The organism is Pseudomonas trivialis (assembly GCF_001439805.1).
Lineage (GTDB): Bacteria > Pseudomonadota > Gammaproteobacteria > Pseudomonadales > Pseudomonadaceae > Aquipseudomonas > Aquipseudomonas trivialis.
This window is the reverse complement of sequence record NZ_JYLK01000008.1, coordinates 15,954-30,393: the sequence shown is the minus strand read 5'-3', so window position 1 is coordinate 30,393 and position 14,440 is coordinate 15,954. Positions and strand designations below refer to the sequence as shown.

Here is a 14,440-nt window from a genome sequence, read left to right as displayed (position 1 = left end):
CCGAGTGGCATCTGCTGGCGGCAAGATTAGCGTTAGCACAGGCGAAGGTGCAACCGGGTGCAACCCTTTTATGCATGAAACATTCGACGTTTCATCCGAAACATTCAGCGCATGGCTGGGCGTGTTTCTTGCTGGTGCATTTTGCGTCTGAGGCGTGCATGGCTTGCTCCGAAAAGGAGCAAAAAACCGCCTTTTTGACTGAAAGTCCCAAAGGTGCAACTTATTCTCAAGAAACTGGTTGCACCTTATTTGCTTTGTTGAATAGCATTCGCGCCAAGGTGCAACCACCTTCGAGGTTCGGTTCATCGGCTGGCGGCTTTCCTGGGGAAACGCCAGTCATAAATGCGCGGCACGCAGGTTCGTCTATCCGCTACACAGCAGGTAGCGTGCGAGACCGTCGCTACATAAAAACAATGCCAGGGCGTCACTCTTATGAGCGTTAGCAATCCTACCCTGATCACGTTCGTGATCTACATCGCAGCAATGGTGCTGATTGGCCTTATGGCCTATCGCTCCACCAACAACCTGTCCGATTACATCCTGGGCGGTCGCAGCCTCGGCAGCGTGGTCACTGCCTTGTCGGCCGGTGCTTCCGATATGAGCGGCTGGTTGTTGATGGGCCTGCCGGGCGCGATCTACATGTCCGGCCTGTCGGAAAGCTGGATCGCCATCGGCCTGATCGTCGGTGCCTACCTTAACTGGCTGTTCGTGGCCGGTCGCCTGCGGGTTCAGACCGAGCATAACGGCGATGCCCTGACCCTGCCGGACTACTTCTCCAGCCGCTTCGAAGACAACAGCGGCCTGCTGCGCATTATCTCTGCGGTGGTGATCCTGGTGTTCTTCACCATTTACTGCGCCTCCGGCATCGTGGCCGGTGCCCGCCTGTTTGAAAGCACCTTCGGCATGTCCTACGAGACGGCGTTGTGGGCCGGTGCGGCGGCGACGATTGCCTACACCTTCATCGGTGGTTTCCTGGCGGTGAGCTGGACCGATACCGTGCAGGCCACCCTGATGATCTTCGCGTTGATCCTCACGCCGATCATCGTGCTGCTGGCCACCGGCGGTGTCGACACCACGTTCCTGGCGATTGAAGCCCAGGACCCGACCCACTTCGACATGCTCAAAAACACCACCTTCATCGGCATCATCTCGCTGATGGGCTGGGGCCTGGGTTACTTCGGTCAGCCGCATATCCTGGCGCGCTTCATGGCGGCGGATTCGGTCAAGTCAATCGCCAACGCACGTCGCATCTCCATGACCTGGATGATCCTGTGCCTGGGCGGCACCGTGGCGGTGGGCTTCTTCGGCATTGCCTATTTCTCGGCGCACCCGGAAGTGGCCAGTCCCGTGACCGAAAACCCCGAGCGTGTGTTCATCGAGCTGGCCAAGCTGCTGTTCAACCCCTGGATCGCCGGTGTACTGCTGTCGGCCATCCTCGCGGCCGTGATGAGCACCCTGAGCTGCCAGTTGCTGGTGTGTTCCAGCGCCCTGACCGAAGACTTCTACAAGGCGTTCCTGCGCAAGGGCGCTTCCCAGCTTGAGCTGGTGTGGGTGGGCCGCATCATGGTGCTGGTGGTGGCGTTGATCGCCATTGCCATGGCCGCCAATCCGGAAAACCGTGTGCTCGGTCTGGTGAGCTACGCCTGGGCCGGTTTCGGTGCTGCGTTCGGCCCGGTGGTGCTGATCTCCGTGATCTGGAAGCACATGACCCGCAACGGCGCACTGGCCGGCATCCTGGTCGGTGCAATTACCGTGATCGTGTGGAAGCAGTTCGAATTGCTGGGGCTGTACGAAATCATCCCCGGCTTTATTTTCGCCAGCCTCGCGATCTACTTCGTCAGCAAAATGGGCGCACCGACCGCTGCGATGCTCGAGCGTTTTGATGCTGCGGAAAAAGACTACAACCTCAACAAGTAATTCGGTGGGCGTCAAGCGCCCGTTGAGTTGAAAGAGAGGCCCGCGTCCTACGGATTGCGGGCCTTTTTTGCATCCGGTTCATGCCGGTACGAGGAAGTTTCAGACATGCCGCTGTAGGGTTTTACTGATTTAAAAGGCGTGTGCTCGGTAGAGCAGGGGGGTGGGGCAGAATCGCTCGCCTACCCTTTGCAGAGAAACACCGGATGTTCGCGCCTGCCAATCAACGTAATTTTACCCTGACCCTCGACGGGCAGCCCAGTGAGCTGAAAGTGTTGAGTTTTCGGGGTGACGAGTGGATCAGTACCCCTTTCTACTATGAGCTTGAGCTGGTCAGCGAGCGTCCCGATCTGGACATTGAAAGCTTGATGCACCGCCAGGCCTTCCTTTCATTTGATGCGCGAGGCCGAGGCGTTCACGGTCAGGTCTATCAGGTGGGGCAGGGTGATTCGGGCAAGCGATTTACCCATTACCAGATGGTCCTGTCGCCGCAGCTGGCTTATTTGGAGAGGAGTACCCACCAGCGGATTTTCCAGAAAAAAACCGTGCCGCAAATTATTGCGCTGGTGCTGGAGGCGCAAGCCATCCAGGCCGATAGCTTCGCGTTCAAACTGAGCGGGAAGTATCCCGAGCGTGAGTATTGTGTGCAGTTTGACGAAACCGATCTGGATTTCGTCCAGCGCTTGTGCGTCGAGTCGGGTATTCACTACCACTTTCAGCACAGCCCCGAGCGCCATCTGTTGGTGTTCGGCGATGATCAAAGCGTGTTTGCCCAACCAGATGAGCCCATTGCGTACTCGCCAGGTTTCGGATTGGTCGCCGACACGCCCGCGATCAAGTGCTTCATCCTGCGGATGGAGACGCGCAGCACGGGTGTGAACCTGCGGGACTACGATTTCAGGAAGCCGAACGTGATACTGGAAAGCGCAACCTCCGGCGAGCAGCTTCCCGTGCTGAATGCGCAGGGCTACCCCGGATATTTTACCGACCGCGATCACGGTAATTACCTGGCGCGACGCCTGTTGGAGCGTCATCGAAGCGATTATCGCCAGGCCAAGGGGAACAGCGACCAGTCAGCGTTGGCTTGCGGGCAGTTTTTGAAGATGACCGGCCACCCTCGTCAGGAATGGAATGACTTGTGGCTGATCACTCATCTGGGTCATTCGGGGCGGCAACCTCAAGTGCTGGAGGAGTCTGCGCCTGATGAATATGAAAGCCAGTCGCCCCAGGGCTACAGCAACGAATTTACGGTAACGCCCTGGGACGCTGTGTTTCGCACCCCGCTGATAACGTCGCGGCCACAAATATCCGGCTTTCAGAATGCCGTGGTCACCGGGCCCGTCGACAGCGAGATTCATTGCGACGAATACGGCCGGGTCAAGGTCCAAATGGCCTGGGATCGCGATGGAAAGCATAACGAGCATTCCAGCTGCTGGCTGAGGGTTGCCAGCAATTGGGCTCATGATCGCTACGGGACGGTGTTGATTCCTCGCGTGGGCATGGAAGTGCTGGTGGGGTTCATCAACGGCGATATCGATATGCCAGTCGTGATGGGCTGCCTGCCCAATGCCTCCACACCCGTGCCCCTCGACCTGCCGGCGGACAAGACCCGCAGCATCTTGCGCAGCCAGAGCAGCCCTGGCGGCGGGGGTTACAATGAGTTGCGCATCGAGGACCGCAAGGGCGCCGAGGAAATCTACCTGCGCGCCCAGCGGGACTGGACCCAGCATGTGCTCAATGACCAGCAGGTGCAGGTCGACCATCATCGGCGGGTGACGGTGGGTGGCGAGTCGCACCATGAGTTGCAGGGCGATGAACAGCGCATCACCCATGGCAATCGGCTCACCGAGCTCAAGCAGGACGATCATCTGGTGGTCGGCGGTTCGCAGAAAGTGCAGGCCGGGGGCTCCATCCGCATTGGTGCGGGGCAAAGTGTGGTGATTGATGCCGGGGCTACCGTCACTATTCAGGCCGGGGGGCAGTCGATCACGCTGTCGGCCGCCGGGATTTTCAGCAGTGTGCCGATTCAGGTCGGTGGTGGGCCGGCTCCTGCGGCGGCGCCGTTGCTGCCTGGCGTGACGGACAAGCTGCTTGCGCCGCTGAGCCAGGTGCAGGTGGCGAGCCTGAAACGCAGCGCGCCGTTTTGTGAAGAGTGTGAGCGCTGCAAGAACGGGCAGTGTGACATCGCCGAACATGCCAACATCGACAGGAAACGCCCCTGATGCCTATTCCTTTGACGCCCAGTGCCTGGCTGGCGCGGTGCCCTTTGCAGGCCGGTGAAACCCTCTACGCGGTGCTGGGCAATGCCAGCGCGGCGGCGCCGCTTGCCGTCTGGCGAGCCAGTGCTGTCGGGCCCGCGCCCCAACCTGTATGGGCAGGGACGGCCTATGCGCAGTGGGGCGAGGTCATGCCTTATGTGGCCAATGTCGAACCGGGCTGCGCCTTTCTCGATTGGGTCGCCGCCGGCGAATCGACGGATTGGGGATGGCTGGCGGTGTCGTCCAGCCCGCTGGAAACCGTGATCGCCCATTTGCAGGGCCTGACCAAGGTGCTGCTGCCCGAGGGGCAGGCTGTGTTTTTGCGCTACTGGGACGGCGCCCGGTTTCTGCCGCTGCTGCAACACTTGGGCGATGCCGCCTCGAAGGTATTGCCGGTGTTTCAGCGTTACCTGATCAATGGCTGCCCGCTAACGGTGACAACGGGTGCGGTGACCGTCGCCAAAACCAGTCCCTGGTGGCAGGTTCCGCCGGCGCTGCTTGGGCATCTGGCCGCGCACTCCCCCCAGACCCTGATCGACAACCTGCTGCAATGGCTGGCAGAACAGCGCCCGGACCTGTACGGCGCTTTTGCCCCGACGACCCTGCAACACAAGCTGTCGTACTTCGTGCGCAGGTCGGAGCCGGACATTGCGGCACTGATCGACTACCTCAGTACGGAACTGACGCCCTGAGCACCGCCCGGCACACGGCCCTGCACCTTTGCCCGCGCAGAAGGTAAACTTCGCCCCCTGCGCAGGAGCAACCATGAATTATCGTCACGCCTTTCACGCCGGCAACCACGCCGATGTCTTCAAACACCTGACCCTGACCCGCCTCATCGCCCTGATGTCGCGCAAGGAGCAGCCGTTCGCCTACCTCGACACCCACGCCGGCATCGGCCTGTACGACCTGCAAGGTGATCAGGCCAACCGCACGGGTGAGTACCTCGAAGGCATCGCCCGCCTGTGGGGCGCCATCGACCTGCCGCCACTGACCGCCGACTATATGCGCGTGCTGCATGAGATGAACCCCGATGGCCAGTTGCGCTACTACCCGGGCTCACCCGAGCTGGCCCGCCGCCTAACGCGCCCGCAGGACCGCGTACTGCTCAACGAAAAACACCCGGAAGACGGTGTGTTGCTCAAGGACAACATGAAGGGCGATCGTCGTGTGAAAGTGCATTTGGGCGAAGGTTGGCACGTACCGCGCGCTTTGCTCCCAGTACCGGAAAAACGCGCGCTGATGCTGATCGACCCGCCGTTTGAACAGCTCGATGAAATGCAGCGTTGCGCCGCCTCCCTCAAGGAGGCCATTGGCCGCATGCGCCAGACGGTCGCGGCGATCTGGTACCCGGTAAAGGATCAGCGCATGTTGCGTCGCTTCTACCAGGACCTGGCCGGCACCGGCGCGCCGAAGTTGCTGCGTGTGGAGTTGCTGGTGCATCCGCTGGACACGCCCAACACCCTGACCGGCTCAGGCCTGGCAATTGCCAACCCGCCGTGGGGTTTGGAAGAGGAGCTGCGCGAGCTGCTGCCATGGCTGTCCAAAAAGCTCGGCCAGACCCAGGGCGGCTGGCAGATGGATTGGCTCATCGCTGAATAATTGGCGCTCAAGCCAGGCACCAAACCAAATGTGCGGCTCTGCCAAGTCTTCGACCCAGTGCTGTCGCGCAGCAAACTGGAGGCTCTGTGGCGAGCGGGCTTGCCCCGCGTTGGGGTGCGAAGCGCCCCCAATCCAGCAAAACGCGGTGTACCTGATAAGGCTCAACGCCTGGTTTTGGGGCTGCTACGCAGCCCAACGCAGGACAAGCCTGCTCGCCACAAGAATGTGGCTTCCTGAAATTTCAGTTTTTAAATCAAAAAGTTATTTTGTGTTTGATAAGAGCGGGCAAGCCCGCTCCCACAGTTGAGTTGCGCACGTCTTAGATCGGGCAGGTCACGCCTGTGCCGCCGATGCCGCAATAGCCCTGCGGATTCTTCGCCAGGTACTGCTGGTGATACGCCTCGGCGAAATACACCGTTGGCGCCTCGGCAATTTCCGTGGTGATCTCGCCCAGCCCGGCCTTGGTCAGTTCCTGCTGATACGCTTGGGCACTGGCGTGCGCCGCCGCCAGTTGTTCCGGCGTGGTGGCGTAGATCACCGAGCGGTACTGGGTACCAATGTCGTTGCCCTGGCGCATGCCCTGGGTCGGGTTGTGCAATTCCCAGAACATCTTCAGCAGATCTTCGTATTTCACTTTGGCCTGGTCATACACTACCAGCACCACTTCGCTGTGGCCGGTGAGGCCCGAGCACACTTCTTCGTAGGTCGGGTTCGGCGTGTAGCCGCCGGCGTAGCCCACCACGGTGCTGACCACGCCGTCGCGCTCCCAGAACTTGCGCTCGGCGCCCCAGAAACAGCCGAGGCCGAAGATCGCAAAGCCAACGTCGTCGACGAACGGGCCCAGCAGCGGGTTGCCGTTGACGAAGTGCGTTTCTGGCAGGGTCATTGGCGTTTCACGGCCAGGCAATGCTTGTTCTTGAGTCGGCAGCACGTTTTTGTTCACCAGAATTTCCGAGCGCAAGACCATGATCAGTCCTCTCAGTCAGATTGAATTGGGTAAGAATCGGACCGCCAGTGTGCCCGAGTGTTACAGCGCTGTCAGGCGATTGGCCCGCGTGGGTAGCGCTTGAGCTTTTCGAGCAGCTCGGAGCCCGGGATCGGCCGGTCGAACAGGTAGCCCTGCCCCACATCGCAACGATGCCGGCGCAGGAACGCCAGCTGCTCGGCGGTCTCGATACCTTCGGCCACCACCTTGAGTTTCAGGTTGTGGGCCATGGCGATCACGGCCGAGGTGATTTCCATGTCGTCCTGGTTGTCCGGGATTTCGTGGATGAAGCTGCGGTCGATCTTGATGATGTCGATGGGGAATTTTTTCAGGTAACTCAGCGACGAATAACCGGTGCCGAAGTCGTCCATGGCCAGAGTCAGGCCGAAGCTTTTCAGCTGGTCCAGTTGCTGGCGCGTATCTTCGGTGGCCTCCAGCAGCAGGCCTTCGGTGAGTTCCAGCTCGAGCAGGTTGGCCGGCAGTTCTTCTTCCTTGAGGATGCTGGCGATGGAGGCCACCAGGTCCGGGTCGGAGAACTGTTTGGGCGACAGGTTGATCGCCACCTGCAGGTTGCCCATGCCGGCGGCGCTCAGTCGCTTGCTCATGCGACAGGCCTGGCGCGCGATCCATTTGCCGATGGGGATGATCAAACCGGTTTCTTCGGCCACGCTAATGAACTGATCGGGGCGGATCATGCCCTTTTCCGGGTGGTTCCAGCGTAGCAGTGCTTCCATGCCCAGCAGGCGGCCGCTGCGCAGGCACAGCTTGGGCTGATAGAACACATCCAGCTCGTTTTGCGTCAGCGCGCGGCGCAGGTTGTTTTCCACGAACAGCTTGTAGCTGGCCTCGGCATTCAACGCCTCGGTGAACACCTGTACCTGATGTTTGCCGTTGGCCTTGGCCTTGTGCAGGGCCAGGCCGGCGTTGCGCATCAGCGTCTGCGGGTCGCGGCCATGCAACGGTGCGCAGGCCAGGCCCACGGAGCCCGTGACGCTGATCAACTGGTTGTCGACGAACATCGGCTTGTCGAGGGTGGCCAGCAGTTGGCTGGCAACCTGTTGGCCGCTCTCGAGGTCGGTGTCGTCAAGCAGCACTGCAAATTCGTTACTGGCGAAACGCGCCAGGCTGCCGCTGGTGCTCAGGCTGTTACGCAGGCGCCGGGCGAGACTGATCAGTAGCTTGTCGCCGGTCTGGTGGCCGAGGCTGTCGTTGATGCGCTTGAAGTTGTCGATGTCCACCAGCAGCAGGCTGATCGGGCTGTCGCTGTCGCGGGCAAAGCGCTCATCGAGGTTGCGGATGAACGCCGGACGGTTGCCCAGGTTGGTCAGGTTGTCGGTGTAGGCCAGGCGCTCGATACGCTGCTGCGCCAGCTTGGTCTGGGTGATGTCTTCGTAGATGCCGATGTAATGCGTCAGCTCACGGTTGTCGCCGTACACCTTGGAAATCGACAGCTGGCCCCAGTAGGGTTCCAGGTTTTTGCGCCGGCTCTTGAACTCGCCCTGCCAACTGTTGCTCTTGGCCAGGGCCGAGGGCGCGTCGAACAGCAGCTCACTGAGGTTTTCCAGGGCCGGCAACTGCGCCAGGCGGTGGCCGTGGACTTCTTCGGTGCTGTACTGGGTGATCGCGGTAAAACTGGGGTTGACGTACTCCACCACGCCGTCGCAATTGACCAGCAAAAAGGCATTGGCGCTTTGCTCCACCGCACGCTGGAACAGGTGCAGCGCGCTGGTGGCGGTGCGCCGGTTATGGTTGTTGATGACCTGGGCGAACTGGTCCGCCAGCTCGCCGGCAAACGCGATCTCATCGGACTGCCAGGCGCGCGGGCTGCCGCCCTGTTCCAGGCACAACACGCCGACCACCTGGCCGTCCACGCGGATGCTCGCATCGAGCATGGCGTAGGTGTCATTGGCGCGCAGGGTTTCGGCCATTTCCCGGGTGCGTGGGTCGCGCATGGCGTTGCTGGCGTCGATGGCACGGCTGGTGTGCAGGGCCTCCAGGTAGTCGGGGAAGCCACTGGCATCAATCGGGTCGGGCAGATAGTGGCGCCCGTCGACATGGTTGTACGCCGAGATCGGCACCAGGCGTTGGCCTTCGAGGTTCCAGATGCTGGCGAAATCGATCTGGTAGATGTCGCAGGCGCTGCGGGTGATCAGCTCAGCGGCTTCCTGCAGCGAGTTGGGGGTGGTGTAGCGCTGGCGGGCCAGCAGCAGGATCAGCTCCTGCTGGGCGCGCACCCGCTCAAGGTGCTGCAGCTGTTCCTGTTGTGCGCGCTGATTGAGTTCCAGGGCAATTTGCAGGCGGCTGTTCTGGCTTTCCAGGTCGGCGGCCGGAAGTGTGGAGGGAAGCTCGCTGAACAAGGCGTCCACCACCATCAGGTAGCCGCGCAGCAGATGACGATTGTGCTGTTTGTAGGCCTCGCCCATTTCCAGCAGGTTCAGCGGGCCATCGTTGGTGTGCAGGGTATAGCGCACCAGATAGTGAGGGCTCTGGCTCAACTGTTGCTGGATGGCATCGTGCAGTTGATAGCGTGCCTGTGGCTCCATCAGGCTGGCGTAGGGCGTGCCGAGCAGGGCGCACAGCTCCACCGCCGACAGGCCGAATTGGCGTTCGCAGTTGGGGTCAAGGTACAGCAGGGCCCAGCTTGCCTCATTCAGCCGCTCGAAACGCAGCATACCCAGGCGCGAAGGCACGGGTAATTGCGTCACTACCTCGGCCGCCATACGGGCGACATCGGGCTGGCTCTTCATGGGGAAGCTCACTTGAAATAACGCACTTGGCGCCGGGCTCACGCCCTCTTGACTGTTGCTTGTGGCAAGGTTGCATCATGCAGCACAGGCTGACAAGAGAGGATGAAGGCTAAGTGCTATAAGGGTGTTATCGGCCGGCTGGGGGATTTCTGCAGTCGCATTGATCAAAGGTGTACAAACCTGTACTCCGTTCATTGCCTGTGTGCCGTACGCGCAAAAAAAAGCCCCGCCATGGGGCGGGGTTGAGGTACGAGCGTGGCGCTCGAAAATCGGTGCCGCCCGGCCTCTCCGATGAAGGGGAGGCCGGGTGATGCTTACAGCAGGATGGTGCGGATATCGTTCAGCAACTGGCTCAGGCGCTGGGTGAAGCGTGCAGCCGCCGCGCCATTGATCACACGGTGATCGTAGGACAGCGACAGCGGCAGCATCAGCTTGGGCTGGAACGCTTTGCCGTCCCACACAGGCTGGATGGTCGCCTTGGACACGCCCAGGATCGCGACTTCCGGCGCGTTGACGATTGGCGTGAAGCCAGTGCCGCCAATGTGACCCAGGCTTGAGATGGTGAAGCAGGCGCCTTGCATGTCGTCAGCGGTGAGCTTCTTATCACGGGCCTTGGCAGCCAGCGCAGCAGCTTCAGCGGCAAGCTGCAGCAGGCTCTTCTGATCAACGTTCTTGATCACAGGCACCAGCAGACCGTCCGGTGTATCCACCGCAAAACCTACGTGCACGTACTTCTTGCGGATGATCGCCTTGCCACTCGGCGCCAGCGAACTGTTGAAGTCCGGCAGCTCCTTGAGCAGGTGCGCGCAGGCCTTGAGCAGCAGTGGCAGCACGGTCAGCTTGACGCCGGCCTTCTCGGCCACGGCTTTCTGCGCAACGCGGAAAGCTTCGAGGTCGGTGATGTCGGCCTGGTCGAACTGGGTCACGTGCGGAATATTCAGCCAGCTGCGGTGCAGGCTCGATGCGCCGATTTGCATCAGGCGAGTCATCGGCACTTCTTCGGTTTCGCCGAAGCGGCTGAAGTCCACGACCGGAATCGGTGGAATGCCTGCGCCGCCAGTCGCAGCGCCGGCAGCCGGGGCTTCCTTGGCCTTCTGCATCATGGCCTTGACGTAAACCTGCACGTCTTCCTTGAGCACGCGACCGTGCGGGCCGGTGGCCGACACTGCATTCAGCTCAACGCCGAATTCACGGGCCAACTGACGGACCGCCGGGCCGGCGTGAACCTTGGCACCGCTTGGCGCAGGTGCGGCAGCAGCAGGGGCCGGTGCGGCCTCGGCTTTTGCAGCAGGTGCCGGGGCGGCAGCGGCCGGAGCAGCTTCAGGCTTTGCAGCAGCCGGCGCGGCGGCGGGTGCTGGAGCGGCAGCTGGAGCTGCGCCTTGTACTTTCAGCTTGAGGATGAAGTCGCCAGTGCCGACTTCGTCCTCCAGCTTGACCGCGATGCTTTCCACCACGCCGGCAGCCGGCGAGGGGATTTCCATGGAGGCCTTGTCGGACTCCAGGGTGATCAGCGACTGGTCGGCTTCGACGGTGTCGCCGACCTTGACCAGCAGCTCGATGATCTTGGCCTTGCCCGACGAACCGATGTCCGGGACGTGAATGTCCTGGACCGTGGCTTCTGCCGGTGCAGCAGCCGGGGCCGCAGGGGCCTCGGCGGCAGCCGGTTTTTCAGCGGCCGGCGCGGGTGCGGCAGCGGCTTCAGCCTTGGCCGCAGGGGCTGCATCGGCAGCACCTTCGATTTCCAGCTCCAGCAGTTCGTCGCCTTCTTTCAGGCGATCGCCCAGCTTCACTTTCAGGCTCTTGACCACGCCGGCCTTGGGCGCAGGGATTTCCATGCTCGCCTTGTCCGACTCGAGGGTCAGGATGCTCTGGTCGGCTTCGACGGTGTCGCCGACCTTCACAAACAGCTCGATTACTTCACCTTCACCGCTGCCGATGTCAGGTACGCGAATGAGTTCGCTCACAAAAAGTCTCCTCAGCAGTCCAGTGGGTTGCGTTTTTCCGGGTTGATCCCGAACTTGACGATGGCGTCAGCCACCACCTTGGGTTCGATCTCACCACGGTCAGCCAAGGCTTCCAGGGCTGCCAACACCACGAAGTGACGGTCGACTTCGAAGAAGTGACGCAGCTTCTTGCGGCTGTCACTGCGGCCGAAACCGTCGGTGCCCAGGACTTTGAATTCCTTGGACGGGACCCACTGACGAATCTGTTCAGCAAACAGCTTCATGTAGTCGGTGGATGCAATGACCGGACCTTTACGGCCGTTCAGGCATTCTTCGACATAACTCAGTTGTGGCTTCTGACCTGGGTGCAGGCGGTTGTTGCGTTCCACGGCCAGGCCGTCGCGACGCAGTTCGTTGAAGCTGGTAACGCTCCACACGTCGGCGCCGACGTTGAATTCGTCACGCAGGATCTTCGCCGCTTCACGCACTTCACGCAGGATGGTGCCGGAGCCCATCAGCTGCACGTGGTGCGCTGCTTCTTTGGTGTCTTCTTCGAGCAGGTACATGCCCTTGATGATGCCTTCCTCAACACCGGCCGGCATGGCAGGTTGCTGGTAGGACTCGTTCATCACGGTGATGTAGTAGAAAACGTCCTGCTGCTGCTCGGTCATCTTCTTCATGCCGTCCTGGATGATCACCGCCAGCTCGTAGCCGTAGGTTGGATCAAAGGTGCGGCAGTTCGGGATGGTGGCCGCCAGGATGTGGCTGTGACCGTCTTCGTGTTGCAGGCCTTCGCCGTTCAGCGTGGTGCGTCCGGCGGTGCCGCCGATCAGGAAACCACGGGTACGGCTGTCGCCTGCTGCCCACGCCAGGTCGCCGATACGCTGGAAACCGAACATCGAGTAGAAGATGTAGAACGGCAGCATCGGCTGGTTGTGGCTGGAGTACGAAGTACCGGCAGCAATGAAGGAGCTCATGGCGCCCGCTTCGTTGATGCCTTCCTCGAGGATCTGGCCCTTCTTGTCTTCCTTATAGAACATCACCTGGTCTTTATCGACTGGCTCGTAGAGCTGGCCGACCGAGGAGTAGATGCCCAACTGACGGAACATGCCTTCCATACCGAAGGTACGCGCTTCGTCCGGGATGATCGGCACGATGCGCGAACCGATTTCCTTGTCCTTGACCAGTTGCGCGAGGATGCGCACGAAGGCCATGGTGGTGGAAATTTCACGGTCGCCCGAACCGTCCAGAATCGCCTTGAGGGTATCGAGTGGCGGCGTGGGAATATCGAACGACTTGGCACGGCGCTGCGGCACGAAACCGCCCAGTGCGGTGCGACGCTCGCTGAGGTAGCGGGCTTCGGCGCTGTTTGGCTCGGGCTTGAAGAACGGCAGGTTCTCCAGCTCTTCGTCCTTGACCGGAATGTCGAAACGGTCGCGGAACAGCTTCAGGCTGTCGACGTCGACTTTCTTGGTGTTGTGCGCGGTGTTCTTCGCTTCGCCGGCACCGGTGCCATAACCTTTGATGGTCTTGGCCAGGATGACGGTCGGCTGCTCTTTGTGGTTGACCGCCTGGTGGTATGCCGCGTAGACCTTGTACGGGTCGTGGCCGCCACGGTTGAGTTTCCAGATCTCGTCGTCGGACAGGTCTGCAACCATTGCCTTGAGTTCAGGCGTGTTGAAGAAGTGTTCACGCACGAACGCGCCGTCTTTGGCCTTGTAGTTCTGGTACTCGCCGTCGATGACTTCGTCCATGCGACGTTGCAGGATACCGTCCACGTCCTTGGCCAGCAGTGGGTCCCAGAAACGGCCCCAGATGACTTTGGTCACGTTCCAGTGAGCGCCACGGAACACGCCTTCGAGTTCCTGGATGATCTTGGCGTTGCCGCGAACCGGACCGTCGAGGCGCTGCAGGTTGCAGTTGATGACGAAGATCAGGTTGTCCAGCTTCTCGCGGCCGGCCAGGGAAATGGCGCCCAGGGATTCCGGCTCGTCGCACTCGCCGTCGCCCAGGAAACACCAGACTTTCTGCTTGCCTTCCGGGATGAAACCACGGGCTTCCAGGTACTTCATGAAGCGTGCCTGGTAGATCGCCTGGATCGGGCCCAGCCCCATGGACACGGTTGGGAACTGCCAGAAATCGGGCATCAGCCAAGGGTGCGGGTAGGACGACAAGCCCTGGCCGTCGACTTCCTGGCGGAAGTTGTTCATTTGTTCTTCGCTGATGCGGCCTTCCATGAACGCACGGGCGTAAACGCCTGGGGAGGTGTGGCCCTGGAAGTAGATCAGGTCGCCGCCGTGTTCGTCGGTCGGGGCCTGGAAAAAGTAGTTGAAGCCGATGTCATACAGGGTTGCGCTGGAAGCGAAGCTGGAGATGTGACCGCCCAGGTCCGAATCTTTCAAGTTCGTGCGCATTACCATCGCCATGGCGTTCCAGCGTACCAGCGAGCGAATGCGGCGTTCCATGAACAGGTCGCCAGGCATGCGTGCTTCGTGGGTAACAGGGATGGTGTTGCGGTATGGCGTGGTGATGGCGTAAGGCAACTGCGAGCCGCTGCGGGTCGCGAGTTCGCCCAGACGGGTCATCAGGTAATGAGCACGGTCTTCGCCTTCTTTGTCGAGAACCGATTCCAGGGCGTCCAGCCATTCCTGGGTTTCGACGGGATCGAGGTCTTGCATGGCTTGCTCCAGGGCGGAAAGGCTACCAGAATCGGTTGCCTGAAGTTTGCGACTGGCCTTGTGGGCAGACGACATAAATTCTTGGATGGCCGAAGGTTGCTTCGGCGTCCTGTAGTTTTACTACAAATCGTCGGCCATTTCAGCCTTTCGAATGTATATACGAGTAGTAAAACTACACAAGACCGAGCGTATGGCTCGGTCCGGCTGGTGAGCATAATCGTTAATGTTGATCTTTTGCGAACAAGAAAAGGTTCAAGTTTGATGTTACCTGCCAAGATTGATTTAATTTCAGCTATTTCTAACTTTTGTTCGA

The 14,440-nt window shown here is 60.7% G+C and carries 8 protein-coding genes; 4 read left to right on the top strand and 4 right to left on the bottom strand.

The window, feature by feature from the left end; genetic code table 11:
- The first annotated feature begins 432 nt into the window (after window positions 1–432).
- The 4 genes from putP to TU79_RS13615 all read left to right on the top strand — a co-directional run bounded on the left by putP (window position 433) and on the right by TU79_RS13615 (window position 5,774).
- Complete coding sequence (gene putP / locus TU79_RS13630) at window positions 433–1,917, top strand: sodium/proline symporter PutP (RefSeq protein ID WP_057008466.1); 1,485 nt, start codon at window positions 433–435, stop codon at window positions 1,915–1,917.
- A 203-nt stretch (window positions 1,918–2,120) separates the two neighbouring features.
- Window positions 2,121–4,136, top strand: coding sequence for a type VI secretion system tip protein TssI/VgrG (tssI, locus tag TU79_RS13625; protein ID WP_057008465.1), 2,016 nt, complete (start codon window positions 2,121–2,123; stop codon window positions 4,134–4,136).
- Window positions 4,136–4,864 carry a DUF4123 domain-containing protein gene (locus TU79_RS13620; RefSeq protein ID WP_057008464.1) on the top strand — a complete coding sequence of 243 codons (729 nt, stop codon included), beginning with the start codon at window positions 4,136–4,138 and terminating at the stop codon, window positions 4,862–4,864. The genes tssI and TU79_RS13620 overlap by 1 nt, the downstream gene beginning before the upstream one ends.
- Window positions 4,865–4,937: 73 nt before the next feature.
- Window positions 4,938–5,774 (top strand): 23S rRNA (adenine(2030)-N(6))-methyltransferase RlmJ, encoded by an 837-nt coding sequence (locus tag TU79_RS13615; RefSeq protein WP_057008463.1) that lies wholly within the window; start codon window positions 4,938–4,940, stop codon window positions 5,772–5,774.
- A 319-nt stretch (window positions 5,775–6,093) separates the two neighbouring features.
- On the opposite strand, the gene msrA is transcribed toward TU79_RS13615, so the two are convergent.
- From msrA to aceE, 4 genes are all read right to left on the bottom strand, one after another.
- Window positions 6,094–6,741 carry a peptide-methionine (S)-S-oxide reductase MsrA gene (gene msrA / locus TU79_RS13610; protein WP_057008462.1) on the bottom strand — a complete coding sequence of 216 codons (648 nt, stop codon included), beginning with the start codon at window positions 6,739–6,741 and terminating at the stop codon, window positions 6,094–6,096.
- A gap of 71 nt (window positions 6,742–6,812) precedes the next feature.
- Window positions 6,813–9,506, bottom strand: a complete 2,694-nt coding sequence (locus tag TU79_RS13605; protein WP_057008461.1) for a putative bifunctional diguanylate cyclase/phosphodiesterase — start codon at window positions 9,504–9,506, stop codon at window positions 6,813–6,815.
- A 314-nt stretch (window positions 9,507–9,820) separates the two neighbouring features.
- Entirely contained in the window at window positions 9,821–11,470 is a 1,650-nt protein-coding gene (aceF, locus tag TU79_RS13600) for a dihydrolipoyllysine-residue acetyltransferase (protein WP_057008460.1), read from the bottom strand.
- Between the two features lie 11 nt (window positions 11,471–11,481).
- On the bottom strand, window positions 11,482–14,127 hold the full coding sequence (gene aceE, locus TU79_RS13595; protein ID WP_057008459.1) for a pyruvate dehydrogenase (acetyl-transferring), homodimeric type: 2,646 nt from the start codon (window positions 14,125–14,127) through the stop codon (window positions 11,482–11,484).
- Between the last annotated feature and the right edge of the window lie 313 nt (window positions 14,128–14,440).

Bases quoted from the DNA above. Each gene is read 5' to 3' on its own strand.
- aceE (WP_057008459.1), bottom strand. From the start codon at position 14,127: ATGCAAGACCTCGATCCCGTCGAAACCCAGGAATGGCTGGACGCCCTG.
- TU79_RS13615 (WP_057008463.1), top strand. From the start codon at position 4,938: ATGAATTATCGTCACGCCTTTCACGCCGGCAACCACGCCGATGTCTTC.
- msrA (WP_057008462.1), bottom strand. From the start codon at position 6,741: ATGGTCTTGCGCTCGGAAATTCTGGTGAACAAAAACGTGCTGCCGACT.
- putP (WP_057008466.1), top strand. From the start codon at position 433: ATGAGCGTTAGCAATCCTACCCTGATCACGTTCGTGATCTACATCGCA.
- tssI (WP_057008465.1), top strand. From the start codon at position 2,121: ATGTTCGCGCCTGCCAATCAACGTAATTTTACCCTGACCCTCGACGGG.
- TU79_RS13605 (WP_057008461.1), bottom strand. From the start codon at position 9,506: ATGAAGAGCCAGCCCGATGTCGCCCGTATGGCGGCCGAGGTAGTGACG.
- TU79_RS13620 (WP_057008464.1), top strand. From the start codon at position 4,136: ATGCCTATTCCTTTGACGCCCAGTGCCTGGCTGGCGCGGTGCCCTTTG.